Annotated in this window: 23 protein-coding genes; 14 read left to right on the top strand and 9 right to left on the bottom strand. The window is 61.4% G+C overall.

Annotation, left to right across the window (positions count from 1 at the left end; translation table 11 throughout):
* The first annotated feature begins 49 nt into the window (after positions 1–49).
* Positions 50–724, top strand: a complete 675-nt coding sequence (locus KJQ12_RS07610) for a tetratricopeptide repeat protein (protein ID WP_213484126.1) — start codon at positions 50–52, stop codon at positions 722–724.
* Between the two features lie 78 nt (positions 725–802).
* Complete coding sequence (locus KJQ12_RS07605) at positions 803–2,377, top strand: SWIM zinc finger family protein (RefSeq protein WP_213484125.1); 1,575 nt, start codon at positions 803–805, stop codon at positions 2,375–2,377.
* A gap of 80 nt (positions 2,378–2,457) precedes the next feature.
* On the opposite strand, the gene yfbR is transcribed toward KJQ12_RS07605, so the two are convergent.
* Positions 2,458–3,138 carry a 5'-deoxynucleotidase gene (yfbR, locus tag KJQ12_RS07600; protein ID WP_213484124.1) on the bottom strand — a complete coding sequence of 227 codons (681 nt, stop codon included), beginning with the start codon at positions 3,136–3,138 and terminating at the stop codon, positions 2,458–2,460.
* A 183-nt stretch (positions 3,139–3,321) separates the two neighbouring features.
* Between yfbR and KJQ12_RS07595 the strand changes: the two genes are divergently transcribed.
* The 4 genes from KJQ12_RS07595 (at position 3,322) to KJQ12_RS07580 (ending at position 8,542) form a co-directional block, all read left to right on the top strand.
* Entirely contained in the window at positions 3,322–4,866 is a 1,545-nt protein-coding gene (locus KJQ12_RS07595) for a fumarate hydratase (protein WP_425315965.1), read from the top strand.
* Positions 4,867–4,958: 92 nt separating this feature from the next.
* Complete coding sequence (locus KJQ12_RS07590; protein WP_244860496.1) at positions 4,959–5,906, top strand: bile acid:sodium symporter family protein; 948 nt, start codon at positions 4,959–4,961, stop codon at positions 5,904–5,906.
* A gap of 19 nt (positions 5,907–5,925) precedes the next feature.
* Positions 5,926–7,758 (top strand): two-component system histidine kinase PnpS, encoded by a 1,833-nt coding sequence (gene pnpS, locus KJQ12_RS07585; RefSeq protein ID WP_213484122.1) that lies wholly within the window; start codon positions 5,926–5,928, stop codon positions 7,756–7,758.
* A 67-nt stretch (positions 7,759–7,825) separates the two neighbouring features.
* A complete protein-coding gene (locus KJQ12_RS07580) occupies positions 7,826–8,542 on the top strand; it encodes a response regulator transcription factor (RefSeq protein WP_015254220.1) in 717 nt (238 codons plus the stop codon).
* A gap of 15 nt (positions 8,543–8,557) precedes the next feature.
* Here the strand turns inward: KJQ12_RS07580 and KJQ12_RS07575 are convergent, their stop codons facing one another.
* Positions 8,558–9,427 (bottom strand): helix-turn-helix domain-containing protein, encoded by an 870-nt coding sequence (locus tag KJQ12_RS07575; protein WP_015254221.1) that lies wholly within the window; start codon positions 9,425–9,427, stop codon positions 8,558–8,560.
* A gap of 213 nt (positions 9,428–9,640) precedes the next feature.
* On the opposite strand from KJQ12_RS07575, the gene KJQ12_RS07570 reads away from it, so the two are divergent.
* From KJQ12_RS07570 to KJQ12_RS07550, 5 genes are all read left to right on the top strand, one after another.
* Positions 9,641–10,201 carry an NfeD family membrane protein gene (locus KJQ12_RS07570; RefSeq protein ID WP_213484121.1) on the top strand — a complete coding sequence of 187 codons (561 nt, stop codon included), beginning with the start codon at positions 9,641–9,643 and terminating at the stop codon, positions 10,199–10,201.
* A 3-nt stretch (positions 10,202–10,204) separates the two neighbouring features.
* Positions 10,205–11,683, top strand: a complete 1,479-nt coding sequence (locus KJQ12_RS07565) for a flotillin lipid rafts scaffold protein FloT (protein ID WP_015254223.1) — start codon at positions 10,205–10,207, stop codon at positions 11,681–11,683.
* 215 nt (positions 11,684–11,898) lie between these two features.
* Positions 11,899–12,849: a nucleoside hydrolase gene (locus KJQ12_RS07560; RefSeq protein ID WP_015254224.1), complete on the top strand. Its 951-nt coding sequence runs from the start codon at positions 11,899–11,901 to the stop codon at positions 12,847–12,849.
* A 45-nt stretch (positions 12,850–12,894) separates the two neighbouring features.
* Positions 12,895–13,860, top strand: a complete 966-nt coding sequence (locus KJQ12_RS07555; RefSeq protein ID WP_213484120.1) for a hypothetical protein — start codon at positions 12,895–12,897, stop codon at positions 13,858–13,860.
* A 79-nt stretch (positions 13,861–13,939) separates the two neighbouring features.
* Complete coding sequence (locus tag KJQ12_RS07550; RefSeq protein WP_213484119.1) at positions 13,940–14,203, top strand: NHLP leader peptide family RiPP precursor; 264 nt, start codon at positions 13,940–13,942, stop codon at positions 14,201–14,203.
* On the opposite strand, the gene KJQ12_RS07545 is transcribed toward KJQ12_RS07550, so the two are convergent.
* The 3 genes from KJQ12_RS07545 to KJQ12_RS07535 form a co-directional block, all read right to left on the bottom strand.
* A complete protein-coding gene (locus KJQ12_RS07545; RefSeq protein WP_213484118.1) occupies positions 14,204–16,081 on the bottom strand; it encodes an ATP-binding protein in 1,878 nt (625 codons plus the stop codon).
* 195 nt (positions 16,082–16,276) lie between these two features.
* On the bottom strand, positions 16,277–17,446 hold the full coding sequence (locus tag KJQ12_RS07540; protein WP_015254228.1) for an ROK family transcriptional regulator: 1,170 nt from the start codon (positions 17,444–17,446) through the stop codon (positions 16,277–16,279).
* A 240-nt stretch (positions 17,447–17,686) separates the two neighbouring features.
* Positions 17,687–19,264 (bottom strand): M56 family metallopeptidase, encoded by a 1,578-nt coding sequence (locus tag KJQ12_RS07535; protein ID WP_213484117.1) that lies wholly within the window; start codon positions 19,262–19,264, stop codon positions 17,687–17,689.
* 233 nt (positions 19,265–19,497) lie between these two features.
* Here KJQ12_RS07535 and KJQ12_RS19950 point away from each other — a divergent pair, with 233 nt between their 5' ends.
* A complete protein-coding gene (locus KJQ12_RS19950; RefSeq protein ID WP_483368472.1) occupies positions 19,498–19,899 on the top strand; it encodes a CGCGG family putative rSAM-modified RiPP protein in 402 nt (133 codons plus the stop codon).
* A gap of 80 nt (positions 19,900–19,979) precedes the next feature.
* Here KJQ12_RS19950 and KJQ12_RS07525 read toward each other — a convergent pair whose 3' ends face one another.
* The 4 genes from KJQ12_RS07525 to KJQ12_RS19580 are packed head-to-tail and all read right to left on the bottom strand — an operon-like array spanning position 19,980 to position 22,499.
* The gene (locus tag KJQ12_RS07525) at positions 19,980–20,282 is read right to left on the bottom strand and encodes a metal-sulfur cluster assembly factor (RefSeq protein ID WP_213484115.1); all 303 of its coding nucleotides are present in this window, start codon (positions 20,280–20,282) and stop codon (positions 19,980–19,982) included.
* A 27-nt stretch (positions 20,283–20,309) separates the two neighbouring features.
* The gene (locus KJQ12_RS07520; protein ID WP_213484114.1) at positions 20,310–21,542 is read right to left on the bottom strand and encodes a heme-copper oxidase family protein; all 1,233 of its coding nucleotides are present in this window, start codon (positions 21,540–21,542) and stop codon (positions 20,310–20,312) included.
* A gap of 13 nt (positions 21,543–21,555) precedes the next feature.
* Complete coding sequence (locus KJQ12_RS07515; protein WP_213484113.1) at positions 21,556–22,158, bottom strand: DUF2249 domain-containing protein; 603 nt, start codon at positions 22,156–22,158, stop codon at positions 21,556–21,558.
* Positions 22,080–22,499 (bottom strand): DUF2249 domain-containing protein, encoded by a 420-nt coding sequence (locus tag KJQ12_RS19580; protein ID WP_244860494.1) that lies wholly within the window; start codon positions 22,497–22,499, stop codon positions 22,080–22,082. The genes KJQ12_RS07515 and KJQ12_RS19580 overlap by 79 nt, the downstream gene beginning before the upstream one ends.
* A 272-nt stretch (positions 22,500–22,771) precedes the next feature.
* Here KJQ12_RS19580 and xylA point away from each other — a divergent pair, with 272 nt between their 5' ends.
* Together xylA and xylB are read left to right on the top strand one after the other, a co-directional pair.
* Positions 22,772–24,085, top strand: coding sequence for a xylose isomerase (xylA, locus tag KJQ12_RS07505; RefSeq protein ID WP_015254235.1), 1,314 nt, complete (start codon positions 22,772–22,774; stop codon positions 24,083–24,085).
* Between the two features lie 115 nt (positions 24,086–24,200).
* Positions 24,201–25,697 carry a xylulokinase gene (gene xylB, locus KJQ12_RS07500; protein ID WP_213484112.1) on the top strand — a complete coding sequence of 499 codons (1,497 nt, stop codon included), beginning with the start codon at positions 24,201–24,203 and terminating at the stop codon, positions 25,695–25,697.
* The last annotated feature ends 18 nt before the right edge of the window (positions 25,698–25,715 follow it).

Below are 25,715 nucleotides of genomic sequence, written 5' to 3'. Positions count from 1 at the left end.
CGAATGGTAAGATAGTGCCGTAACCGGATTCGGGAAGAGGGGATCGTGCGTGTTCGGTAAATTTGCGATTTTCAGCTTGCTCTGGATTTTGCTTGGCAACCCGGTTGCCGCCATCGTCGTGCTGATCATCATCCTTTACATATTGGACCGCAGATTCGTCGGCCTGTCCCCGAGCGTGGTGAAACCGTTCAGGCGGGCGCGGCGGATCCGTCAGCTGAAGCAGCAGCTCTCGCTCAACCCGAACGACATGTCCGCGCGGATGGAGCTTGCGCATCTGCTCATCGAGCGCAAAGCATACGGCGAAGCGAGGCGGCTGCTCGAGCCGGCGGCGGAGACGATGGCGCATTCGGCCGAATATTGGGACGATCTCGGCACGGCGCTGCTGTTCACCGGCAGCCGGGCGGAAGGCGAGAGCGCGATCCGGCGGGCGCTTGACATCAATCCGCGGGTGAAATACGGTCAGCCGTACCTGCGGCTCGCCGCGGTGAACCGCGATCAGCCGGAGAAAGCGCTGAAGCTGCTCGACGAACTGCAGGCGATCCACTCCTCTTCCTGCGAAGCCTATTACCGGATGGGCATGATCTACAAGGCTCTCGGCCGCAGGGAAGAAGCGCGGCGGGCGCTGGACGAGGCGGCCGCCCTCTATCGCACGCTTCCCCGCTACAAGCGCCGGGAAGAGCGGCCGTGGGCGATCCGGAGCCGGCTGGCGCGGCTGTTCGCATGACCGGGCAGGCCGGCTGGCGCGGCGCAGCGGATCGGGCGGTGCGACCGCGGACGGCATCATCCGGAGAGGAGACAAGCAATGACTCGGCTGGCAGATGAACGATCGGAACAGCTGATGCGGGCGCTGGCCGGCGGCATGCCGCTTGATCGCGTGGCGGAAGGGCATGCCCTGTACCGCGGCGGGCGCGTCCTGGTCATGGAAGTCGTCATGAACACCGTGTACGGCGCGGTGAACGACGGGACGGTGTATGCCGTCACGCTCGATGCGGACGATATGGCGTACAGCACGTGCACCTGTCCGGAGGATGCGGCATGCGTTCATATGGCGGCGCTTTTCTTTCGCTACTGCGAATCGGCGGGCGGGGATGCGGATGCGGTGCTGCGGATGATGACGGAGGGCGCCCGCGGGGACGCGGACGGCGGGGCGGGCGCCGTGTCCGGCGGGACGGACGGCCCGGAGGCGTGGGCGGAATGGTTCGCCGGACGGTTCGGGGCCGTCTGGCAGCAATGCCGCCATTCGCTCCACCCGCTTCAGCCGGTGCTGCAGGAGGCGAAGGGAAAGGCCCGGGATTGGCCGCGTGAGATGCGGCGCCTCCATTGGCTTCAGACCGTGCTGCTCGTGCTGGAGCAGGCCGAGCGCGCCTACGCCGTGACGGACCCGTCGAACCGCTACTATTACGAAATGTCGTTTTCCCGCTCGGTCGAGCCGTGGGTTCAGCATTGGCTGGAGCTGCTGCACGAGACGGAACCCGTCCCGGCGAACGATGCGGAGGAACGATGGCTGCGCGCCATCGCGCTCCGGCTGCGAAATGCCGCGCTTGACGAGACATTTAAACTGCTGCGCTGGGATGAGCTGTATGTCGCGTGGTGGGACCGCTTCGCCGGCTGGCCGGATGCCGTTCGCGAAGAGCGTGAAGTGATCGGACGGCTGGCGGATCAGGTTGCCGATGCGGACACGACTGCGCATTCATCTTCGCCGCGCGCGTCCGCCGTCCTGACCGCCCAGGCCTTCTTCCGTTTCAAGGCGGGCGACCATGCCGGCGCAATCGACGCGATGAGGCGGACGCCGTTCGAGCGCACGTCGACCTTCGTCCTGGGGTTCGCCGAGCGCTGCCTTGCGGAAGGCGATTTCGCCGCGCTGGAACGATGGATGCGGTTCCTGCAGGAGCAGCTTCGCTTGACCCGTGTCGCGGCGGTGCTGAAGCCTTATCTGAAGCTGTGCCGTTCGGCAGACGAGCGGCAGCCGGACAATCCGATGTGGATCCGGATGATGCGGGAGTGGCTGCCCGTATCGTACGGCGAGCTGTCGGCGCATTATCTGTCGCGCGGGCGCATGCGGGAGTGGACCGATCTGCAGCTTGCCATGGGCATCCGGCCGGAGGATCTCGATCCCGGCCATCTCCGCGTTCTGGCGAAGGAGGCGCCGGAACTGCTGCTGCCGCTGTTCCACCGGGCGGTGGACGAGTCGGTGCGCACCCGCGGCAGGCAGGGCTACCGCGCGGCAGTCCGGCATCTCAAGCGGCTGGAGAAGCTGTACCGCGCGGCCGGCCGGGAGGAACGCTGGCGGATGTTCATCCGGGAATTCCGCATCCGCCACGCCCGGCTTCGGGCGCTGCAGGAAGAGCTGCGGTACGCCAATCTGAGCGATGATTGACGGAAGCGGCCGGCCCCGAGGCGGCCAGGCAGGCGCTGCGGGGCCGAATTTCATGCATTTCAACGGATGCGGGGTGCGCCTCACGTCTCGCCGGACAGCTCGTCCAGCGTCTTGCTGAAGCTTGGCGCGAAGCGCTCGAGGAACCATTCCGCCTCGGGCAGCGCCAGCCGGTCGAGCGAAGCTTTGATCTGGCGGAAGGCGACCGCGAATTCCCGGTTGCCGGAGGCCAGCTCGACCGTGCATTTCAGATAGGCGTCCAGGAGATCGGCGGCTTTCAAATATTTGCGGAGTTCCGCGTCGGAATCGCCGGTGCTCCTTGTGACGGATTCGTTTCGGTCCCCGTCCTGTGCTTTATTTGTTTCGCCGCTGTCGCCGGCTCCGTTCCGCTGCCACGTCTTGCCCGTCAGGAGCGGCGCGTACGCTTCCTTGAGCGGCTCGGGCACCATGGCGGCGAGCCGTTCCGCGGCCAGCGCCTCGATCTCGCGGAAGCTGTCGAGCATGCGCGGATTGTGATGCTTGACCGGCGTCGGGATGTCGCCCGTGAACACTTCGGTCGCGTCGTGGAACAGCGCCATCGCCGCCGCGCGGTCCGCGTTCAGTTGCCTGCCGAAGACGCGGTTGCCGATCTCGCACAGCAGATGCGCCAGCAGCGCGACATGATAGGAATGTTCCGCGACGTTCTCGCGCGTCGTGTTGCGCATGAGGCTCCAGCGCTCGATATGGCGCAGACGGTACAGGTACGCCAGAAAATGACTCTCCACTTGCGCTGACTTCCTTTCTTATCTCCGACTTCGACGATCCGATGAAGCTGACGACAACTGTCTCTATTCTACCATACTTCGTTCCTGGGCTGATGCAGGTCTGTGCATCCGGACTTCACTCCCATGCGCGCAAATGTGGTATGATAAGAAGGAGAGCATAGATCAGAGAGGAGCCGGCTGTACATGATCGAACAATTTGAAGAGAGCATATACCGGCTGATCGTCGAGACGTCGACCAATCTGCCGGGCGACGTGCGCCGGGCGATCAAGGCGGCGCAGGAAGCGGAGGACCGCGCGACGCGGGCGGGGCTGTCGCTCAGCACGATCGCGTCCAACATCCAGATGGCGGAGTGCAACGTGTCGCCGATCTGCCAGGACACCGGCATGCCGACGTTCGTCCTGCACGTGCCGGTCGGCGCGAACCAGATCGTCATGAAGGAGAAGATCCGCAGCGCGATCGCGCGCGCGACGAAGGACGGCAAGCTGCGCACGAACTCCGTCGATTCGCTGACGGGCGCCAATTCGGGGGACAACCTCGGCCCGGGGACGCCGGTCATCCATTTCGAGCAATGGGAACGGGACGAGATCGAAGTCCGGCTCATCCTGAAAGGCGGCGGCTGCGAGAACAAGAACATCCAGTACAGCCTGCCCGCCGAGCTGGAAGGGCTGGGCAAGGCCGGCCGCGACCTGGACGGCATCCGCAAATGCATTCTGCACGCCGTCTATCAGGCGCAAGGGCAAGGGTGCAGCGCCGGATTCATCGGCGTCGGCATCGGCGGTGACCGGACGACCGGCTACGAGCTGGCGAAGCAGCAGCTGTTCCGCCGCGTCGACGACGTGAACCCGGTTCCGGAGCTGCGGCAGCTTGAAGAATACATCATGGACGCCGCGAACAAGCTCGGCATCGGCACGATGGGCTTCGGCGGCAACGTGACGCTGCTCGGCTGCAAGATCGGCGCCATCAACCGGCTGCCGGCAAGCTTCTTCGTCTCCGTCGCCTATAACTGCTGGGCGTTCCGCCGCCAGGGCGTGCTGATCGACGCCGGAAACGGCGAAATCAAGGAATGGCTGTATCCGCGCGGCGACGAAGTGTCGATGGAAGAAGAGCCGGAGGCGGCCGCGCAGCCCGCGGAGACGGAACAGCGCCGCGAAGTGCGGCTGAAGACGCCGCTGACGGAGGAGCAGGTGCGGAATCTGCGCGTCGGCGACATCGTCATCCTCGACGGCGAAATTCATACCGGCCGCGACGCGCTGCACAAATATCTGGTTGACCATGATTCGCCGGTTGATCTGAACGGCGCGGTCATCTACCACTGCGGTCCGGTCATGCTGAAGGACGAGCAGGGCGAATGGCATGTCAAAGCCGCCGGTCCGACGACGAGCGCGCGCGAGGAGCCGTATCAGGGCGACATCATCAAGAAGTTCGGCGTCCGCGCCGTCATCGGCAAGGGCGGCATGGGCAAGAAGACGCTGGCGGCGCTCAAGGAGCACGGCGCCGTCTATCTGAACGCGATCGGCGGTGCGGCGCAGTATTATGCCGAGTGCATCAAGCGCGTCAACGGCGTGCATTTCCTCGAGTTCGGCATTCCGGAGGCCATGTGGCATCTGGAGACCGAAGGGTTCGCGGCGATCGTCACGATGGACGCCCACGGCAACAGCCTGCACGCCGATGTCGAGCACGATTCGCTCGCGAAGCTTGAACAGTTCAAAGAACCGGTCTTCAAGTAACCAAAGAAGGCAACCGGACGCAAGAAAGCGTGATTCCCACGAGAACTTACCCATCATTCGCATCCGCATTCAACCGGTGGTATGACCGCCGGATGTCGCTGCTGACCCCGGGAGCACTGCTCCTGGGGTTCTTGTGCTCGGACGCGCTGATCGGCGGCGTGCCGCTCGTGCCTTGGCTGTTCGCGTACATCACGTTCGCGATGGGCCTGGGCATCCGCGCGCAAGAGGTGAAGCTGGCGTTCACACGCCCGCTGCCGATGCTGGCGGTGCTCGCCGCGGCCCATATTCTCATGCCGCTGGCGGCATGGGGAGCCGGGAGCGCGCTGTTCGGCGCGGAGTCGCCGTATGTCGTCGGTTTCGTGCTGCTCATGCTCATTCCGCTCGGCATCTCATCGCTCATGTGGGTCGGCGTGTCGGGCGGCCTGCCTGCGCTGATCACCGCGCTCGTCACCGTCAGCTCGCTGCTCAGCCCGCTCATCGTGCCGCTCGGCCTCGACCTGATGTTCGGCGCCGCGATCGAGATGGACACGCGCGGCATCATGCTGGACCTGCTGCTCATCGTTGTCCTGCCGACGGCGGCGGGCATCGCGCTGAACGAGGTGTCGCGGGGCAGGGCGGCCGCCGTCCTGCAGCCCGCCGCAGGCTTCCTCTCGAAGCTGGCGTTCCTTGCGGTCATTGTCCTGAACGCGGCGGCGATCGGACCGCATGTCCATGCGCTCGGCGGCGCCATTCCCGCGCTTCTGCCGGCGGTCGTCTTGCTCGTCGCGATCGGTTACGCCGCGGGATACGCCGCCGCGCTTCCGTGGCGTTGCGCGGAGATGACGACGACGCTGGCGTTCGGCTGCGGCATCCGCAATGTGTCGCTCGGCATCGTCATCGGTCTCGGCTATTTCCGTCCGGAGGCCGCCGTGCCGGTTGTGCTGTCCATTCTCATTCAGCAGCCGGGAGCCGCGCTGTTCCGAAGTCTTCTCAGGAAAATTTACGAGCGGGGGGCTGGCCGAAAGGCGCCCGGCGAGGTTACGATGGAGCGGAAAGGCTGAACCGCGGAGGGGGAAGAGGATGAACAGTTTCCGTTCGCGGCTTGCGGCGGTGATGATCGGCCTGGTCGGAATGGCGGTGGCAGCCGCGGGGATCTACATGGCCGTCACGTTCGAACGGAGCCATTATGATGCCTTGCGGGACAATCTGGTCCGCGAGATCGGACTGATCGAGGATGCCGTCGACTGGCACCCGGCGGCCGGTACGGACGCTTACGCCCGTTTCACGGAGCGGGCGCGGCATTACCGGTCGATCACCGGCGCCCGCGTCACGTTCATCGCCGGCGACGGCACGGTGCTCGGCGATTCGGATCACGATCCGGCGTCGATGGACAACCATCTGGACCGGCCGGAAGTGGCCGAGGCGCAGCGGAAGGGTGTCGGCTACGATGTTCGGCGCAGCGATACGACGCATCACAACATGATGTATGTCGCCGTGAAGCGGGAGGCGGGGGATGCGGACGGATTCATCCGTCTCGCGCTCGATGTCAGCGAAATCGAGCAAGGCATCCGCCGGCTCTGGTTCGGGCTCATCACCGGGCTGTTGCTGCTCCTCGCGGTCGCGGCGGCGGCGAGCTGGCGGATCGCCCGCGGCATGACGAAGCCGCTGGAAGCGGTCACCCGCGCGGCGCAGCGCATCCGCAACATGGATTACGAAGCCAGAGTCGAGGTGGACCCGCGCGGCGAGATCGGCGAGCTCGGACGCGCGGTGAACGCGATGGCCGAAAGCCTGCAGCAGCAGATGGTGCGCATCCGGCAGAAGGAGAGCCAGCTCGAGAGCGTGCTCGACAACATGACGAGCGGCATCGTTATGATCAATCGCGCCGGCGTCATCCTGCTGCTCAACCGGATGGCCGAGGAGCTGCTCGGCATGCCGGCTCACGAGCTGCTTGGGCGCCAATATACGGAAGCCCGGCAGCAGTACGAACTGGTGCGACTGATCGGGGATGCGCTGGAACGGCGGGAACATCTCCGCGACGAGCTGACGTTCTACTACCCCGAAGAGCGGCAGATCGAGATCAATCTCGTGCCGATCGAGGGCCGGGACGATTCCGGCGGGCTGCTGCTCGTGCTGCAGGACGTGACCGCCATCCGGCGGCTCGAGCGGATGCGGAGCGAATTCGTCGCCAATGTCTCGCACGAACTGAAGACGCCGATCGCCGCGGTGAAAGGTTTCGCCGAAACGCTGCTCGGCGGCGCCGGCGGCGATCCGGAGACGCAGCGCGCGTTTCTCAAGATTATCCATGACGAGAGCGACCGGCTGAACCGGCTCGTGAACGACATCCTCGAACTGTCGAAGATCGAGTCGCGGCGCGCGCCGCTCCTGTTCTCGCCGGTCGAGCTCGGGCCGTTCATCGGGAAGACGGTCGAGCTGCTCGCGAAGGAAGCGGAGCGGAAGAACATCCGGATCGAGACGGAGGTCGGGGACGAACTGTACGTCGAGGCGGATGAGGACCGTCTGCGCCAGATCGTCGTGAATGTGCTGTCGAATGCGATCAATTACACGCCCGAAGGCGGCCGCGTTCGGATCCAGGTTGAACCGGTCGCATCCGGAGACGGGCAGATCGCGGAGGAAGATGACTACGATGCGATCCGCATCCGCATCTCCGACAACGGCATCGGCATCCCGAAGAAAGATTTGCCGCGCATCTTCGAGCGGTTCTACCGGGTGGACAAGGCGCGCTCCCGCAGTTCGGGCGGCACCGGACTCGGCCTGTCCATCGTGAAGCATCTCGTCGAGCTTCACCGGGGGTCGATTGCCGTCGAGAGCACGGTCGGCGTCGGCACGACGTTCACGATCGAACTGCCGGTGCTGCAGGAAAGTGCAGGCGACGCGGGACTCTTTTTACAATAGCTTAACACTTCGCCGGACAGGTCATGGTATAGTAGAGTTGATGATCCCACTCATTCGGGGGTTGCCCATGGCAGAACGCATTCTGGTCATCGAGGACGAGCCGACGCTGGCGCGTCTCCTGTCGTACAATCTGATGCAGGAAGGATACGAGACGACGGTCGAGGGCCACGGCAGCGACGGGCTGCAGGCCGCGCTGCGGCAGTCGTTCGACCTCATTCTGCTGGACATCATGCTGCCCGGCATGAACGGCTTCGAAATTCTCACGAAGCTCAGACAGCACGGCGTCCGCACGCCGGTCATCATTCTGACGGCGCGCAATGCGGAGGATGAAGTGGTGCAGGGATTGCGGCACGGGGCGGACGACTACATGACGAAGCCGTTCGGCGTCGCGGAGCTGCTGGCGCGCGTCGCGGCGGTGCTGCGCCGGTCGCGCAGCGGCGAGGCGGCGCCGGCCGCGGAAGAGAACGTCATCCGGGTGGGGGACCTTGCCATCTATCCGGACAAGTACGAGGTGACCGCGGGCGGCGAGCCGGTAGCGCTGAGACCCAAGGAGTTCGAGGTGCTGCTCTATCTCGTGCAGCGTCCGGGCGTCGTCGTGACGCGGGACGATCTGATGAACGTCGTCTGGGGGTTCGACTATATCGGCGGGCAGCGGACGGTCGATGTGCACGTCAGCTCCCTGCGCAAAAAGCTGGAGCTGAGCCCCCAGTCGGTGCAGATCGAATCGATCCGCGGCGTCGGCTACAAGCTCGTGCTGCCCCGGAGGGAGGGGGTAAAACACTGACCATCCGCCTCCCTTTCACTTCCGGCTCCAGGACAGCATCCGCTTCTGGTACGCTTTCGGCGAGCAGTCGTTGTATTTCTTGAACATTTTGTAGAAATGCGCCATGTTCGGAATGCCGATCATTTCCCCGATTTCCGATATGCTGCGGTCTTCCGTCAGGAGAATCCGCTCCGCCCACTTGATCTTCCGGAAATTGACGTATTCCGTGAAGGAAAGCCCCACCGTCTTCTTGAAAAATTTCACGAAATAATAGTAGCTCATGTTGGCGAGCTTGCAGACGCGGTCCACCTGGATGCGGCCGGTCAGATTCGCTTCAACGTAATCGAAAACCGGCTTGAGCCGCTGCAGGTCGAAGCTGTCGAGCTCCTCGAGCATGCGGCGGTTGTCGTTGCGCAGCAAGAGCAGCAGGATGCGTTTCAGCAGAATGTTCACGGCCAGTTCATAGCCGATCGACTTGGCGGCGGCCTCGTCGAAGATGCGCGTGACGCATTCGGCAATTTCGGCGCGCACTTCGGGCTGTTCCCGGAAAATATAGTTCAGCCGGCTGAGCGGATGCTGCGTCTCGTTGAAATAGCGGAGGTAGGGCATCGTGCTCGGGTCGAAAAATTTGTCCAGGTCAAACTGCAGGACATAATAGTCCAGTTCCCGCGTCACGGCCCGGTCGCAGTGGAGCTGGTTCGAGCCGATCAGAACGATGCCGCCGGGGCCGATATGGTGCTGCTCGTCTTCGATCAGCACGTGCAGCTCGCCGCCGACCACCAGCAGCAGTTCGACTTCCCGATGATAATGCCAGCTGATAAAAACGTCGTCGTAACGCTGCGGGCGAAAAATTTTGAGCGACAACAGCGGATTTTCGTATTCGACTTTCTCCTTGTAGGCCTCCACGCATTTTCACCGGCTTTCACAAAATCGCATAATTGTGCAAACGTTTTTACTTTCGGTCAGCTCTATTCTATCGGGAGTTGAGACCAAAAATCAATAGTACTGTCAGGCTGCTGCATTTTGCAGACAAACCTTAACATTCGTTGGAACTTTAGGGAGTAATGTTCGTATATTCTATTGGAATCACGGAATCGGCAAAGCAGGGGAGGGGTGTGAATGGAAGCGCTGTTCTGGGCATGTCTGATCGGCGGTATCGTCTATTCCGTCGTCACCATCGTGTTCGGCGATATTTTGGGCGATGCGCTGGACGGATTGCTGGACTTCCTGCCCGACGGGCTGGACTGGCTCCATCCGATGACGGTCGTCGGCGGAATCACCGTGTTCGGCGGCGCCGGGCTCATGCTCGGCCATTATACGGACCTTGCCGTGTGGGGGGTTGTCGCCTTCGCGCTGCTGGCCGCCGTCGTCATCGGAGCGGGCGTCTATTTCTTCTATGTCCGGCCGATGCGGGCGACGGAAAGTTCCACGGGCTACTCGATGGAGGAAATGCCGGGCAAGCTGGCCGAAGTGCTCGTTCCGATTCCCGCCGACGGCTACGGGGAGGTGATGCTCCGGATGGGAGCGGCCGGGGTGACGAACCGGATGGCCGCGAGCTTCGACGGCGTGCCGGTGGAGGCCGGCGCACAGGTCGTCGTCGTCGAGGTGCGGGACGGCACGCTGTACGTCTCCAAGCTGGATTCCGATTTTTCAAGCAATATTCTGGATGAGAGGAGATAGTCTATGATCGAATGGATTCCGATTATTGTTATCGTCGTACTGGTCTTGCTTGGCCTGGCGTTCTGGGCGCGCTACAAGACGGTCGGTCCCGATGAAGCGATGATCGTCACCGGCTCGTTCCTCGGCAACCGCAATACGGTGATTGACGAAAGCGGCCGCAAGATCAAGATCGTCCGCGGAGGCGGCGCGTTCATCCTGCCGATCTTCCAGAAGGCCGAATTCATCTCCCTGCTGTCGCACAAGCTGGACGTGTCGACGCCGGAAGTGTACACCGAGCAAGGGGTTCCGGTGCTCGCCGACGGCGTGGCGATCATCAAGATCGGCGGTTCGATCGAAGATATCTCGACCGCTGCCGAGCAGTTCATGGGCAAGCCGATCGAAGCGCTGAAGGGCGAGGCGCAGGAAGTGCTGGAAGGCCATCTGCGCGCCATCCTCGGCTCGATGACGGTCGAGGAAGTGTACCGGAACCGCGACAAGTTCGCCCAGGAAGTGCAGGGCGTGGCGGCGAAGGACCTGAAGAAAATGGGGCTGCAGATCGTCTCGTTCACGATCAAGGACGTGCGCGACAAGCATGGTTACCTCGAAGCGCTCGGTAAGCCGCGCATTGCGATGGTGAAGCGGGACGCCGAGATCGCGGAGGCGGAAGCGATCCGCGACGCGCGCATCCAGAAGGCGCGGGCCGAAGAAGAGGGCATGAAGGCGGAACTGCTGCGCGACACGAACATCGCCGAGGCGACGAAGGAGAAGGAACTGAAGGTCGCCGCGTTCAAGAAAGAGCAGGACATGGCGCGGGCGGAAGCCGACCAGGCGTACGCCATCCAGGAAGCGCGCGCGAAGCAGAGCGTCGTCGAAGAGCAGATGAAAGTCGAGCTGGTGCGCAAGGAGCGCGAGATCGATCTCGAAGAGAAGGAAATTCTGCGCCGCGAGAAGCAGTATGACGCGGAAGTGAAGAAGAAGGCGGACGCCGACCGGTACGCGATCGAACAGGCGGCGGAAGCGGAGAAGGCAAGACGCATCCGCGAGGCCGAAGCGATGCAATTCCGCATCGAAGCGGAAGCAAAGGCGCAAGCGGAGCAGAAGCGGCTCGCCGGCCTCGCCGAGGCGGAAGCCGAGCGCGCCCGCGGCTCCGCGGAAGCCGAAGTCATCCGGCTGCGCGGTCTCGCCGAAGCGGAGGCGAAGGAGAAGCTGGCCGAAGCGTTCGAGAAATTCGGCGAAGCGGCCGTGCTGGACATCATCGTCAAGATGCTGCCGGAGCTGGCGTCGAAGGTGGCGGAGCCGATCCGGAGCATCGACAAGCTGACCGTCGTCGACACCGGCCACGGCGAAGGCGCCGCGCGTGTCAGCAACTACGTCACGTCGCTCATGGCGACGGCGCCGCAGATGCTCAAGGACGTCTCGGGCATCGACGTCGAAGGGCTGATCAAAGGGCTGACGAACCGGCTCGGCTCGGGTTCGAATCCGGGCGGCAGATCGGAAGGATAACCCGGAAGGGCGTCTGACGCAACAGAGCTTAATGGAATCGGTCAACAGCAAGCCCCCGTGTGAAGCGCCGGCGAGCGCCGGGGGCTTGCATTTTTTTGCTGGCGGATCAAACCGGTGCATGGCAAGTCCGGGCGATGTTCGCTATGATGAAAGTGTAGCGATGCGGGTTCCGCGCTGTTTGGCGGTGAAGTTCTTATTCATCGGAGGAATGCGGCATGACGACCCGGTATCCCGGCCTGACCGATTCGTTCCGCCTCGAGCGGCTGCACCATCCCGGCGGAAAAGTGCGGATGGTGCTCGACACCGACACGTACAACGAGATTGACGACCAATTCGCCGTCATCTTCGCGCTCGGATCGCCGGAGCGGCTGAAGATCGAAGCGCTGTGCGCCGCGCCGTTCCACAACGAACGGTCGGACGGACCCGAAGACGGCATGGTGAAGAGTTATGAGGAATTGCAGCGCATTGTGAGAATTGCGGGCGCGGCCGGCCGGATTCCGATTTATGAAGGGTCGCGCGGTTGGATGGCCGGGCCGGACCGGCCGGTCGAGAGCGAAGCGGCGCGGCGCATCGTCGAGCTGGCGCTCGCATCGCCGGACGACGACCCGCTCTACGTCGTCGCCATCGGCGCCATTACGAATGTGGCGTCCGCCATCCTGATGGAGCCGCGGATCATCGGCAAGATCGTCGTCGTCTGGCTCGGCGGGCATGCGCCGTGGTGGGATCATACCCGCGAGTTCAACATGATCCAGGACGTTCACGCCTCGCGCGTCGTCCTGGACTGCGGCGTGCCGCTCGTGCTTGTGCCCTGCATGGGCGTCGCGTCGCACCTCCTGACGACGAAGGCGGAGATCGATCTGCATCTCGGAGAATGCGGCGCGATCGGCAGGTATCTGGCGGAGACGTACGCGGCCTGCAGCGATGACCATTACGCGTATTCGCGCGTCATCTGGGACATCTCGACGATCGGCTGGCTGCTGGATGAGCGCAGCGTGCCGTGCCGCATCGTGCACAGCCCGATCCTGAACGAGGGCGGCACCTACAGCTTCGATCAGGGCAGACATTTGATCAAGATGGCGCAGCATGTGCGGCGGGACGCCGTTTTCCGCAGTCTGTTCGACCGGGTGCGGAAGCTTGCGGGGCAGGCAAAAGGTCAATCAGAGTGATTCTGATTGGCCTTTTTTTCCCGATTATGCGGAGAGGGGATCTAGATGGAATACATCGACCGTTATCGCGGCGAACTGTTGGAGGTGTTCGCGGAGGCGGAAGCGGAGACCGGGCGGTTCCCGGACGAGCTCGGCCGGCTCGGGCGGGAGCTCATCGGCGCTTGCCATCCGCTGAAGACGGGCGGGAAAGCGAGCGTCATCGCGTACCTGCTGCCGTATTGGATGGACGACATCACCGGCCTGGGCAGCCGCGTCTGCCGCGACCTGGCCGTCGGCAGCCTCTTCGCGATGCTGCACTACGCCATCGTCGACGACCTGATGGACGGGCCGGAGGCGGCGCCGGCCGACCCGAGGCGGCTGCTGGCGCTCGGCCAGCTGTTCCACGCGGCGTTCCAGGCGCGCTATGCGCGCCATGCCGCGGCCGATCCGGAGCGGCTGTGGGCGTTGTACGCCCGATACGCCGCGGAATGGGCGGCCGCGGTCGGCGGCGAGCCGGAGCGCCGCGCGGACCCGCTCGACGTCCGGCAGCTGGCCCGCAAGTCGGCGCCGGTGAAGCTCGGCGCGGCGGCGATGCTGTTGGCTGCCGGGATGGACGAGCGGCTGCCGGCGGTCGAAGAGGCGCTCGACCTCGCGCTGGCGGTGCTGCAGCTGTCCGATGACTGGCAGGACTGGGCCGAAGATCTGGCCGCTCCCAACGGTAACGCCTTCCTGACGATCGTCCGCGACGCGCTGGGGCCGGACGATGCCGAAGGCGGTGAGCCGCGCCCGCTCACGGAGCGGGACGTCAAGGCGGCCGTCTTCCGCCGCGGCGCTCTGGCCCGCCTGTCCCGCATCGCGGGCGAGTACGCCGGCCGCATCGATGAGCGGGCGGAGCCGCCCATGCTGATCCTCTTCGCCCGGACGCTCGCGGACGGCATCCGCCGGGGCGCGGAAGAAGCGGAGGCGGAAGTGTCGCGGCTGATTGCCGGCCATGGATTTTCCAAATTAATCTCGGATCTATCAAAAATCTAGATTACTAGAAACAATTTACATGGTATAATCAGGAAGAAGCTCGTCTTTAATCCATGGTGAAAGGATGTGTGCGTGCGCGATGTCGACGACGATGACAGAACGCATCGATGCGGATCAGCTCCGGGAAGACATCATCCGCAAAGCCTGGGACGACGAATCGTTCAGGCAGCGGCTGCTGGCCGAACCGAAGCAGACGATCCGCGACGCGTTCGGTATCGAAATTCCGGAAGGACACGAACTGCTGGTGGTGGAGGAGACCCCGACCCGGCACGTGCTTACGATTCCGCCGCGGCCGGAGGATGTCTCCGCCATCGTCGCCAGGCCGGCCGGGTACTGGTGGTGATCATTCCGGATGGACGGCCGGGAACCGGAGCGTGACTTCGGTTCCTTTTCCGATTTTGCTGTCGAACGAGATGGTGCCGTTCATCGCCTCGATGATGCGGAACGTCACCATGAGGCCAAGGCCGGTTCCTTTCGTCTTGGTCGAGAAATAAGGCGTCCCCAGCTTTGCGATCTGCTCCTCATCCATGCCGCTTCCGTTGTCGCGGATCCGGATGACCGCCTGTCCGTCCTGCCTGTACGCCCGGATCACGATCTCGCCTCCGCTCTCCATCGCCTCGATGCCGTTCTTGATGAAATTGATGATGGCCTGTTTGAACCGGGAAGCATTGCCTTCGATCCTGATCCCGTCCTGCACGTCGAATCGGAGCGTGACGCCGTTCAGCGAGGCATGCGGCGACATGATGGCGTAAATTTTGTCCAGTTCGTCGGCGATGTCGAGCACGGCGAATTCGTCCATCTCCGGCTTCGCGAAGGTGAGGAAATCCGTAATGATGGAGGAGGCGCGGTCCAGTTCCTCGATCGCCATGTCGTAATATTTCCGGTTCGACAGTTCCCGTTCCGCAAGCAGCTGCAGGAAACCGCGCGTCACCTGAAGCGGATTCCGGACTTCATGGGCGACGGACGCGGCGAGGTCGCTGATGATTTTCAGCTTCTCCGCGCGCTGCAGCCTGCGGTTGTAGTCTTCGCGTTCCTTCGTGTAGGCGATCACGGCGGCGTGGTCGCGGGCGATTTTCGCGGACAGAATGACGATCAGCGCGACGAGCAGCACGAGGGTGCCGAATTTCCACAAGATCGGATCATAAGGCTCGTCCCTGAAATAGTACATCGCCAGATCGGCGGCCGCCGACGTTGTCAGGACGAAGATGCCGCCGGACAGGACGGCGCCGTGCCAGTTGCCGCGGATGGTGACGGCCACGGCCAGCACGGCGGTGATCACGAACGCGGCCAGCATCAGCATGCCGAGGATCGTGGTCGTGACCAGATCGTATCCCGATGCGAACCGTTCGGGCATCCAGACGTACAGACCGACCATCAGGAAGCACAGCCCGGCATAGCCTCCCATTACCTGCCGAAGCCGGGTGTAGAACGGATATAGGCCCATGAAGACGGTGTCGGCAAAATACATGAACGCTGGAGCCGCAGCGAACAGCGCCATATCGTACGCCAACGGCAGCCACGCGATTCGCGGTTCGAACAGTATGTAGGGGAGAGGAGAATAGGTGAAGACGAGCGTTCCGGCGGACAGGGCGATAATCGAGAGGGACAGCCAGAACGCGCGCACGCTGCGCGTCAGAAATCCGGTGCAGGCCAGCATGATGACGCCGAGCATGAGCATGCCGCCGCCGAGCACCAAATCCGGCATCTCCCGACGGATAAAGGCGGCGGTGAGCGACTGGAATTCGCCGATCCGGATGGCGGAGTAGACGCCGGCTCGCTCCTCCGTCGTGCCGATCCGGATGAGCAGCGTCACGGCATCCGTGTCGGCCGGGAGCGGCAGGAACAGTTTACTCACGTCGAACCGGACCGAGCGGGTCGACTCGTGCAGAAGCATACCGTCCGCGTAGACGGACAGGTTCCGGCCGTACAACCGGTTTACCAGCAGCGCCGGTTGACGATAAGATGCGGTAGGCGGGAGTTGGACCCGAACCCAGACGCCCGACGCATCCGCCGGCATCCGCGTCAACTGTCCGGCCGACGAAGCCGCCCAGGCCGACGCTTCCTCCAGCGGCCGGTCGCGATTCGCGCCGTCGGCGCGGATCCACTGGATTTCCCAATGCCGGATCACCTGCTCCTTCCCGCCGTCTGCCGCCTCCGCATGATGAGCATTGGAGAGTGTAAAAAGAACAATGAACAACAACCAGTACCGTAACGCGCGCAAGAAGACATCCCCTGTCTCGATCTGAAGTGTGCCCGATGGTGTCGATTACGAATGCATCCACTCCTGAACCGTCAGCAAGATGAAAATCTGGCATGATATTCTATAATGTACCATCGATCGCCATCCATAAAAATACTCCCGTGAGCCGGCCGGACCGGACTGCAGGGAGCGAACACACGGCTGAAACAGACGTTCTCAGCCGGCGCCTTGGCCGTTGAGGCTGTCGAAGAAGCGGCTGATCGCATAGCCCGCCGCGCCGCGCACCGCCGAATGTTCGCCCAGTTCGGCGAACAGGAGGCGCATGCCTTCCCGGTTGTAGGTTTGCGTGCGGCGCTCGATCTCGCGTTCAATGGCGTCGCGGACGAACCGTTCGGCGATGCAAATCCGGTTCCCGAGGATGACCGCTTCCGGATTGAACACATTCACAATATTCGCGATGCCTGTGCCCAGATAGGCGCCGATCGTCTCGAGCAGGCGGACGGCTTGCCCGTCGCCGCTCTCCGCCGCGGCGCACGCCGCTTCGAAGGAGGCGTACGGCTCGCCGTGCTCGATCAGCGCTTTCTCGGAGGCGTACAGTTCCCAGCAGCCGAGATTGCCGCAGCTGCACTGGCGGCCGTCCATCGCAATCGACATGTGGCCGAGCTCACCCGAGAACCCGGACTTGCCGCGGTACAGTTCCCGGTTGATGATGATGCCCGTGCCGATGCCGATCCCGACGCTGACATAGATTTGGTCGGCAAAGCCCCGCCCCGCGCCGTAGCGAAGTTCGCCGGCGGCGCCGGCGTTCGCCTCGTTGTCGATGACGCACGGCAGGTTGAACCGTTCCTCGACCAGCCGCCTGAGCGGCACGTTCCGCCAGTTAAGGTTCGGCGCGAACAGAATCGTCCCGCCGTCGTCGACGATGCCCGACACACCGATCCCGATGCCGACGACGCCGTACCGGCTCGCCGGCGCGTCCCCGATCAACCCGCGGATGACATCATGAAGGAGGGGCAGCACGTCCTCCGGGCTGCGCCTTGCAATCTTTGTCTCGCGGCGTGCGACGGGCGTGCCCGCCAGATCCGTCAGCAATCCGCGGATGTAATTCACGCCGACATCGATGCCGACCGCATAGCCGGCTCCGGCGTTGAACAGCAGCATGACCGGCTTCCTTCCGCCGCTCGACTCGCCGGTGCCGATCTCCGATACGAGCCCGCCGGCGATCAGATTGGAGACGAGGCTCGACACGGTCGCCTTGTTCAGCCCGGTCCGCTCCGAGATGCGCGCGCGGGAGAGCGGCGATTCATTGCGTATGCATTCCAGCACGATGGCGGTATTGATCCGCCGGATCAGGGCGGAGTCGCCAGTCCCGCTCAATCTATGCATGGTTCAATCCCTTCCATGTTCAAGCGGCGTTCGCCGCAATTCGACAGTAGAGTTCCACGTAATCATAACATAAATTGACGGAAATGCGGAAATCATTCCTTTTCAGGTTGATGAGGTTTTAATTCTGAATGTCAGGGCGAATGCAACCAAGAAAAGGGCCCCTTTCTTGGGCTGGCGCGTTGTTGGTAAATGACCGTCCAGCCGAAGAACAGGAGCCCTTGATGGATTCGATTCAGCTAATCAATTGATAATATAAGATACATCAAACTTAATCGTTGAATCCGAGGGGTTTCCTACGTAAATCGAGTATTCTCCGGTCGTATTGACTTGCAGGGGAGCCGAACCCTCGCCTCCGGACAGCTTTACATAATAGACAGTATTGCTTGCATGGGACAGAAGGCCGACTTGCAAGTCAGCATCGGTCGGGGTCCAGGACGCATTAATGGTTACAATTGATCCTTTGCCGATCTTTTGCTTATCAAAAGTGTAAGCCTTGCCCGGGCTCAAATTTCCGGTAGCCAGCGGCTCCACATCGCTAAGTTGTGCTGCGGATGCGGCATTGGATTCGGAAACAGCCGGATTGGGGGATTGCAGGCCGTTATGAGGAGTTGCAGCCAAAAATTGAGTTTCGGAACTTTCAAGTATTGAAATGGCGTCGCTGCTTCCCAAGCCATTGACAGTTGAATGGCTTCGAAGTGTCGGGACCAAGTCGGAATTTACGACAGTAACAGGTGCGTCCAGTTCAGGCCCATCAGCAGCCGGAAGCTTGTTGAAAAGCTGATCATTGGACGAAACGGAAGCGTAAGCAATTGATGTACCGAACAATGCCATGGTCAAAGTCGTTCCGAGCGCCAACGCCCGAACCCATTTTTTCTTTTTTGACGCTTCCATGTCGAGAATCATGGTCATTCTCCTTTCCAGTTCACTTTTACTTCCGCCGAATGCGGGGTACAACCCGTCCTTCCGATCCACCGTCTGCCACAGCACACGCAGAATTAACTCACAATATCGCCTCCTTTCTTGCATATCCATTGGTTTCACCACCTTTTCGTCGCAGGAAAACTCGCAGAACCGGTCTGCATCCCGGCGTGCCATGTATGTAAACGGATTAAACCAATGGATGGCATTAATGAGCAGCAGCAAGAGTTTGACCCAAGGGTCGCGCCGCTTGTAGTGCATCAATTCATGAAGAAAAACATAATGATAATCGTTTGCGGTAAATGGCATGTCCGGCAATACAATGCGAGGCCTCACCCATCCGTAGAGGAAAGGGGTCGTCATGTGCGGCGACAGGTACACGGCGATTTTGCGTTTGATGCCCAGTTGCCGTTTGCATATTTCCAACGCATTGAGCATTTCAGCCTGGCCGGCCGGCCGGCAGGTGCGCATGATGCGCAAATGCAGTTTGCAATACTGGACAATGACTGAACCTGTAAAGACAAGAGTTCCCGCCATGCACAGCCAGGGCAGGATGTCATGCCACGGAAACAGGGCATCTTTGGGAAGGTTCAGCTGCCAGAAATCGGTATGAAGGAACTGTTCGGCAAACGGGTCGATGCCGGACCGGAATTCTTCCACCGTCGGCGTCACTTCGCCTTCCCCGGTCTCGTTGCTTCCCGCTGCTCGTACCAGTTCAACTGAAGGTACAAGGCGATGATAGGGAACGATGAAAAAGGAATAAACCATCAAAATGATTCCGTAATTCCACCTGGCGGTCAGAAGTTTTCTTGTCCATCTGCTCAGCCCTTTAAATGCGAGGTACAATCCTCCCGCGACGATTGACATCACGAGCAGTTCTTCATATATCCGGATCCACATGTCCGCCCTCCTGTTGTTCACATGAATTGCAAACGCTCAACACAACAACAAGCAACAGCGTCGACCATCTTCTCATTGCTTCACCGCAAAGTACGATGCCAATCGCACGCACGTACACATATCTTGCGATTTTGAACCTTCTTAGGACTACAATATGTAGGTAGATTTAAAACTACAACATGTAGAATGGAAATGTCAAGCAGAAAAATTTAATATTTCCAATTAAATGGTTTATGGCTGGCGGTATGGAACTTCGGTTTTTTTGTGACAGGCTTCACAATATTGCCCGGCAGACGGCGGTACAATTTTTTCAGAAACATGAGAATGGAAGGCGAGGGGAACGGATTGAAAAAGCAACTCGCGCTGCTCAAGGACGGGGACTGGTCCGTCAATCTCGAGGATGCCTGTTACGAGGAGCATCCCGAAAAGTGCTGGCGGAAAGCATGGACGCCATTCGACGGACGAAAGCGGGTCATTACGTCAATCTGGTCACGCCCGGCGCGCTGGGTGATCCGAGAGAATGGCTCATTCCCCGGCTGTCCGCGATGGTGAAGGATGCGGATCTTGCGGTTCGGGAAATCCGATATATCGATGAGTGCGGGTGCGGCGGTCATGTCACGCGGGTGTATCGCTGAATCGGAGACAATAAAAAGGCTTCGCCTCCGAAGAAACGGACGGCGGAGCCTTTTCGCCTGCGCCTTTGCGCCTTGTTTTTTCAAATGATGCCGAGCTGTTCTTTCGCCTCCCGCGACATGAAGTCCGGCGACCATCTCGGCTCCCAGACGACGTCGACTTCAATTTCGCGATTCCCCGCATGAGCCATGAGCGCCCTCCTGACTCCGCCGGCGATCGTGTCGTGCATCGGACAGCCGGGTGTCGTGAGCGTCATCCGGATATAGAGCCTTTCGGGTTCCACGCGGATTTCGTAGACGAGGCCGAGATCGACGATGTTGAAGCCCAGCTCGGGGTCATAAACCTGCCGCAAAATTTCCCGCACCTCTTCTTCGCGAAGTTCCATTCCGTCCAACCTCCTTTGTTGGTATCCTTAACGGGAGAAGACACGGCCGATCAACAGCATGTATGCGATGGAAAAAATGGAATGCGCCGCGCCGCCGGCAGCGACGATCGGATGGGAATCCGAAAGCAGTCCCGCGAGCGGCAGCAGACCGGAAACGGCCACGGCCGCCAGTCCGGCGCTTACTTTCTTGTCGCTCAAGAGATCGGACATGACCGGGGTGCCGGGTTTGCCCGCCTGGCTGCCGTATTTCCAGGTCCACCACAGGAACGGAACGATCTTCGTCAGGTAGCACAGAATCGTAAACGACACCCAGCCGGCCAGATACACCCAGACCGCCAGCGTGACGGATTTCGTCTGGTATAGCACCTGCGGTTTCCACAGCGCATAGGCCAGCATGGCGATGACCGCGGCGCCGAGCGTGTAGTTGCCATACACGGACCACTGAATGCCCGATCCCGGACTGCGTTTGAAGCGGTGCTTCTGAATCTGGACGATGTGCGCATTGTAGACGACGACGGCGGCCGCGACCAGCAGAAGCGCGGACAGCAAGGACCAGCTGCTCCCGCCCAGCAGGAAGGAAGCCGCTCCGGCGATCGTGCCGGCGTTCCACAGGACCGGCACGACCTTCTGCAGCGGCGTCGGATAATGATGCGACAGGTAAAACATTGGCAGCAGCTTGTAGCTGAACCCGGTGATGAGCAGCCCGAACCAGCCGACGGTGCCCAGCCAGATGTGGGTGCCGAACAGACGGTTGTGCATGTCGTCCCACAGACCGGTCGCGAAGTTGACGCCCATCGCCATCCCGGTCAGTCCCGTCAGCACGAGATAAACCACCGCCGCCGCCGCGCTGATCGTGATCGCATCCCACCGGGAGGCGCGGAACAATGTGACCGCCATGTTCCACGCGAACAGCAGAATGCCGGCGAAGCCGGTTGTGGCGAAGGCCGCAATCCAGTAAATTTCCCCGCGAATGAAGCCGTACAGCAATCCGGCGAGGCCGATGGTGAACATCGCGTACTGGACATAGCCGAGCCGTTCGCTGTAAATGTTCGATTGCAGAATGACGCTGATCAACTGATAGACCGCGCCCATGGCCAGCATGGTCGCCCAGCCGAGCACGAACAGATGGGCGTGGAACCACCCGGCAGGTCCGCGCACGCCGTCTCCGAGCCAGCCGAAGAGCGACAGCAAGGACGCAGCGTGGAAGAGCACGAAACCGGCCATCCCCGAGACGATGAACAGGAAGGGGAGACGGGACACGGCGGTTGCCTCCTTACGTTTTCCGGATTTTCACGATCGCCGATCCGTCCGGCTGCTCCTCGATCTTGTACGGATAGCCGAGACGGTTCAACTCTTCGAGGAGAAACACGGGCACCCGGTCATTGTGAATGACGACTTCATCGCCCGGGCGGCACCGGACGAGCGCGTTCAGCGTGCGGACCATCGGCTGCGGCGGTTCGAGCCCGCGGTTGTCCAGTTCGATGACGGCGGGACCGTCCTCCCGCGGCAGGCTACCCTCTCCCGAGAGGCTGTCCTCCCGCGAGAGGCTGTCCTCCCGCGAGAGGCCGTCCGAGACTTCCTGTCCCGCGTCTTCCGCCGCTTCGGCCGAAATTCCGGCGTCCAGCCAGTGCTTGTTCCTCTTGTGAACGAAGGTGGCGATCCAATGCTGCTTGTCGACCTGTTCCGCTTTGCCGGCATAGCCTTTCAATTTCATGACCCCGAACAGGGGAGTCGGCCGGAATGTGGCGTGAACCTTTAAGATGTCGTCTTTGCCGAGCTTTTTGACGGTGTCCATGATCAGTTGGAACGGTTCCAGCTTCTTCTCCAGCATCGGTCTGACGTCAAGCTCGACGACTTTGGCGTCCTTGTGGTCCATCCCGATCCACCTCCCGCGCGTAAAATCATACGAATACCCGCTTCTTCGCTTCTTCGTACAACGCCGCCATCCTGCCGTACAGCGACATGGAAGAAGGCGTCCTCCAGAGACGCTTTGATCCGGATCGTTCTGTCATCGACGATTTCGACGTTTGCCATCTCGGTCAGCTTCTGGCCGGGGTACATCGCTTCGAACTGGAAGCGGAGCGGCACGGGATCATGGTTGTTGATCAGCAGCATCGCTTCGGACGGCGCCAGCTTGCCGAACGTTTCAAAGATGACCTTGTGCTTCAGATGCGGCGGATATTCCGTGGCGTTGACCGTCGCGGCAAATTGTCCCATTGTGCATTCCTCCCGAACAGAAGTTTGGTTTGCGCTTTGATTATAGGAGAAGGGGGAGATCAACTTTGTGAGACGTGTCACAAATCCATATTTTTGGCATATTTGCCGGCCGGGCCGGGGATGGCAGCGGCGCATGGCAACACAAATCTTTTTATAAAATTCTTAGTTTGTTTAATAGACAAACAAAGTCGGGGGAGCTATAATAATAATCGAAGCGTTTACAACCGCACTTATTTGCATCGATTACCAATTCAAGGAGGCGTCAGTCGGCAATGGCTTATTTCGAGAACGTCGGCAAGATCCAGTTCGAGGGCAAAGGCTCGGACAACCCCTTCGCGTACAAACATTACAACCCGCAGGAGAAGGTGCTCGGCAAGACGATGGAGGAGCATCTCCGCTTCGCCGTCGCGTACTGGCACACGTTCACGGGCACCGGCGCGGATCCGTTCGGCGTCGGCACGGCGATCCGCAGCTGGGACAAGTTTGACGGCATGGACCGGGCGAAGGCGCGCGTCGAAGCGAACTTCGAATTCCTGGAGAAAACGGGCATCGACTACTACTGCTTCCATGACGTCGACATCGCGCCGGAAGGCGACACGCTGCAGGAGACGCACAAGAATCTCGACACCATTGTCGCCATGCTGAAGGAATTCCAGAAGTCGACGGGCAAGAAGCTGCTCTGGAACACGGCGAACATGTTCACGAATCCGCGCTACGTGTTCGGCGCGGCGACGACCTGCAACGCCGATGTCTACGCGCATGCAGCCGCGCAAGTGAAGAAGATGCTTGAAGTCGGCAAGGAGCTCGGGGCGGAGAACTACGTGTTCTGGGGCGGCCGCGAAGGCTACGAGACGCTGCTGAACACCGACATGGCGCTCGAGCTGGACAACCTGGCGCGCTTCTATCATATGGCCATCGAATATGCGAAGGAGATCGGCTTCAACGCGCAGTTCCTGATCGAGCCGAAACCGAAGGAGCCGACGAAGCATCAGTACGACTTCGATGCGGCGACGACGATCGCCTTCCTGCAGAAGTACGGCCTGAAAGATCACTTCAAACTGAACCTTGAGGCGAACCATGCGACGCTCGCCGGCCATACGTTCGAGCATGAACTCCGCGTCGCGGCGATCAACGACATGCTCGGTTCGATCGATGCGAACCAGGGCGACCTGCTGCTCGGCTGGGATACCGACGAATTCCCGACCGATCTGTACAGCGTGACGCTGACGATGTACGAAATCCTGAAAGCAGGCGGCTTCAAGACCGGCGGCATCAACTTCGACGCGAAAGTGCGCCGCGGTTCGTTCGAGCCGGAGGATCTGTTCCTCGCGCACATCGCGGGCGTCGACACGTTCGCATGGGGTCTGAAGGCGGCGGCCAAGATCATCGAAGAACGCGTTCTGGACAGCGTCATCGAAGAACGCTACGCTTCGTTCCGCGAAGGCATCGGCAAGGAGATCGTCGAAGGCAAGGCGACGCTGAAGAGCCTCGAAGCTTACGCGCTTCAGAACAAGCCGATCGTGAACCGCTCGGGCCGTCAGGAACGAATCAAGCTGGTACTCAACGAAATCATTTACAGCGTATAATGAGTTTGTCTGGCTATCGGACGCAGCCGGCCGCAAAGGGCCGGCTGTTCGTCCCTGTTCGGGCAGATAAGGATTTCACGGGAGCGAACGGGCTCCTTCGGGGAGGAAAGAGGACATGAGCTGTGTGATCGGGATCGATCTCGGGACGAGCGCGGTGAAAGCGCTTTTGGTTGATCGGGACGGCAAAGTGCGGGCGGAAGCGTCGCGAAACTATCCGCTGTTCCATGAGCATACCGGATGGAGCGAGCAGCGGCCGGAAGACTGGGTGGAAGGAACGATCGGCGCGCTTCGCGAATTAATCTCAACATCCGGCGTGCGTCCGGATGAAGTCGAAGGCATCAGCTTTTCCGGCCAGATGCACGGCCTGGTGCTGCTCGACGAAGCGAATCGGCCGGTCCGGAACGCGATTCTGTGGAATGATACGCGGACGACGGCCGAATGCCGCGAGATCGAGCGGGTGCTGGGACCCGATCTGCTCGGCATCGCGCGCAATCCGGCGCTTGAAGGGTTTACGCTGCCGAAAATTTTGTGGGTGAAGCGGCATGAGCCGGACGTGTTCGCGAAGGCGAAACGGTTCCTGCTGCCGAAAGATTATGTCCGCTATCGGCTTACGGGCGAAATTCATATGGATTATTCCGATGCGGCCGGCACGCTGCTGCTGGATGTGGCGGGCAAAAAGTGGAGCACCGAAATTCTTGCCGCATTCGATCTGCCCGCATCGTTCTGCCCGCCGCTTGTCGAATCGCACGATCATGTCGGCGGCGTGCTGCCGGAGGTCGCGGATCAGACCGGCCTTGCTGCCGGCACGAAAGTGTTCGCCGGCGGCGCGGACAACGCCTGCGGCGCCATCGGCGCCGGCATTCTGTCCGAAGGGCTGACGATGTGCAGCATCGGTACGTCAGGTGTCATCCTGACCTATGAACAGAACCGGGACACCGACTATGCGGGCAAGGTGCATTTCTTCAACCACGGCAAAGCCGACAGCTTCTACGCGATGGGCGTGACCCTGGCGGCCGGCTATTCGCTGAGCTGGTTCAAGCAGACGTTCGCGCCGAATGAATCGTTCGCCGATTTCCTCCGCGGTGTCGGCGATATCAAGCCGGGTTCCGGCGGCCTGCTGTTCACGCCCTACCTGGTCGGCGAGCGGACGCCGCATGCGGACGCCGTCATCCGGGCGAGCTTCATCGGCGCGGACGGTTCGCATACGCGGGATCATTTCGCCCGGGCCGTCATGGAAGGCATCACGTTCTCGTTGAACGAATCGATGGCCATTTTCCGCGAGGCGGGCAAGCCGGCGGGCCGCGTCATCTCGATCGGCGGCGGTGCGCAGAACCCGGTCTGGCTGCAGATGCAGGCGGACATCTTCGGCGCGACGGTCGTTGCGCTGGAGAACGAGCAAGGCCCCGGACTCGGCGCGGCGATGCTGGCGGCATACGGTTGCGGCTGGTTCGACAGCCTGGACGCGTGCGCGGCGAAATTCGTGAAGCATGCCGCGTCTTATGATCCGAATCCGGAAGCGGTCGAGACCTATCGCGGGTTGTTCGACATTTACCGGGAAATTTACACGCAGACGCGGGGACTGAATCAGGCGCTGGCCGCTTACCGGGGGTAATCGGCCGGCCCGAAAGAG

It is taken from the genome of Thermobacillus xylanilyticus (assembly GCF_907165215.1).
GTDB lineage: Bacteria > Bacillota > Bacilli > Paenibacillales > Paenibacillaceae > Thermobacillus > Thermobacillus xylanilyticus.
Note: the sequence above shows the minus strand (reverse complement) of the source record. Positions and strands in the feature narration are given on the sequence as shown.

What these genes read in the sequence shown, in the direction of transcription:
- KJQ12_RS07605 (WP_213484125.1), top strand. Translation starts at nt 803, where the DNA reads ATGACTCGGCTGGCAGATGAACGATCGGAACAGCTGATGCGGGCGCTG.
- KJQ12_RS07595 (WP_425315965.1), top strand. Translation starts at nt 3,322, where the DNA reads ATGATCGAACAATTTGAAGAGAGCATATACCGGCTGATCGTCGAGACG.
- KJQ12_RS07590 (WP_244860496.1), top strand. Translation starts at nt 4,959, where the DNA reads ATGTCGCTGCTGACCCCGGGAGCACTGCTCCTGGGGTTCTTGTGCTCG.
- pnpS (WP_213484122.1), top strand. Translation starts at nt 5,926, where the DNA reads ATGAACAGTTTCCGTTCGCGGCTTGCGGCGGTGATGATCGGCCTGGTC.
- KJQ12_RS07580 (WP_015254220.1), top strand. Translation starts at nt 7,826, where the DNA reads ATGGCAGAACGCATTCTGGTCATCGAGGACGAGCCGACGCTGGCGCGT.
- KJQ12_RS07570 (WP_213484121.1), top strand. Translation starts at nt 9,641, where the DNA reads ATGGAAGCGCTGTTCTGGGCATGTCTGATCGGCGGTATCGTCTATTCC.
- KJQ12_RS07565 (WP_015254223.1), top strand. Translation starts at nt 10,205, where the DNA reads ATGATCGAATGGATTCCGATTATTGTTATCGTCGTACTGGTCTTGCTT.
- KJQ12_RS07560 (WP_015254224.1), top strand. Translation starts at nt 11,899, where the DNA reads ATGACGACCCGGTATCCCGGCCTGACCGATTCGTTCCGCCTCGAGCGG.
- KJQ12_RS07555 (WP_213484120.1), top strand. Translation starts at nt 12,895, where the DNA reads ATGGAATACATCGACCGTTATCGCGGCGAACTGTTGGAGGTGTTCGCG.
- KJQ12_RS07550 (WP_213484119.1), top strand. Translation starts at nt 13,940, where the DNA reads ATGTCGACGACGATGACAGAACGCATCGATGCGGATCAGCTCCGGGAA.
- KJQ12_RS07540 (WP_015254228.1), bottom strand. Translation starts at nt 17,446, where the DNA reads ATGCATAGATTGAGCGGGACTGGCGACTCCGCCCTGATCCGGCGGATC.
- KJQ12_RS07535 (WP_213484117.1), bottom strand. Translation starts at nt 19,264, where the DNA reads ATGTGGATCCGGATATATGAAGAACTGCTCGTGATGTCAATCGTCGCG.
- KJQ12_RS19950 (WP_483368472.1), top strand. Translation starts at nt 19,498, where the DNA reads ATGGCTGGCGGTATGGAACTTCGGTTTTTTTGTGACAGGCTTCACAAT.
- KJQ12_RS07525 (WP_213484115.1), bottom strand. Translation starts at nt 20,282, where the DNA reads ATGGAACTTCGCGAAGAAGAGGTGCGGGAAATTTTGCGGCAGGTTTAT.
- KJQ12_RS07515 (WP_213484113.1), bottom strand. Translation starts at nt 22,158, where the DNA reads ATGGACCACAAGGACGCCAAAGTCGTCGAGCTTGACGTCAGACCGATG.
- KJQ12_RS19580 (WP_244860494.1), bottom strand. Translation starts at nt 22,499, where the DNA reads ATGGGACAATTTGCCGCGACGGTCAACGCCACGGAATATCCGCCGCAT.
- xylA (WP_015254235.1), top strand. Translation starts at nt 22,772, where the DNA reads ATGGCTTATTTCGAGAACGTCGGCAAGATCCAGTTCGAGGGCAAAGGC.
- xylB (WP_213484112.1), top strand. Translation starts at nt 24,201, where the DNA reads ATGAGCTGTGTGATCGGGATCGATCTCGGGACGAGCGCGGTGAAAGCG.